Raw genomic sequence first — 433 nt, forward strand, 5'->3', positions numbered from 1 at the left:
GCACTAATGTTCCGGCGTTATTTCTTGATGTCTCTGACCAGACACCCATCAACAGTATTATTTTCTCCCATGAAGACGGTACGCGACTGGGCGTGGAGCATCTGGTCGCATTGGGTCACCAGCAAATCGCGCTGTTAGCGGGCCCATTAAGTTCTGTCTCGGCGCGTCTGCGTCTGGCTGGCTGGCATAAATATCTCACTCGCAATCAAATTCAGCCGATAGCGGAACGGGAAGGCGACTGGAGTGCCATGTCCGGTTTTCAACAAACCATGCAAATGCTGAGTGAGGGCATCGTTCCCACTGCGATGCTGGTTGCCAACGATCAGATGGCGCTAGGCGCAATGCGCGCCATTACCGAGTCCGGGCTGCGCGTTGGTGCGGATATCTCGGTGGTGGGATACGACGATACCGAAGACAGCTCATGTTATATCCC

The 433-nt window shown here is 54.5% G+C and carries 1 pseudogene; it reads left to right on the forward strand.

The annotated features are described in order from the left end of the window. Positions 1-433, forward strand: a pseudogene (gene lacI / locus DCS96_RS18410) (DNA-binding transcriptional repressor LacI); the annotation flags it as partial.

The organism is Zobellella maritima (assembly GCF_003075035.1).
Lineage (GTDB): Bacteria > Pseudomonadota > Gammaproteobacteria > Enterobacterales > Aeromonadaceae > Oceanimonas > Oceanimonas maritima.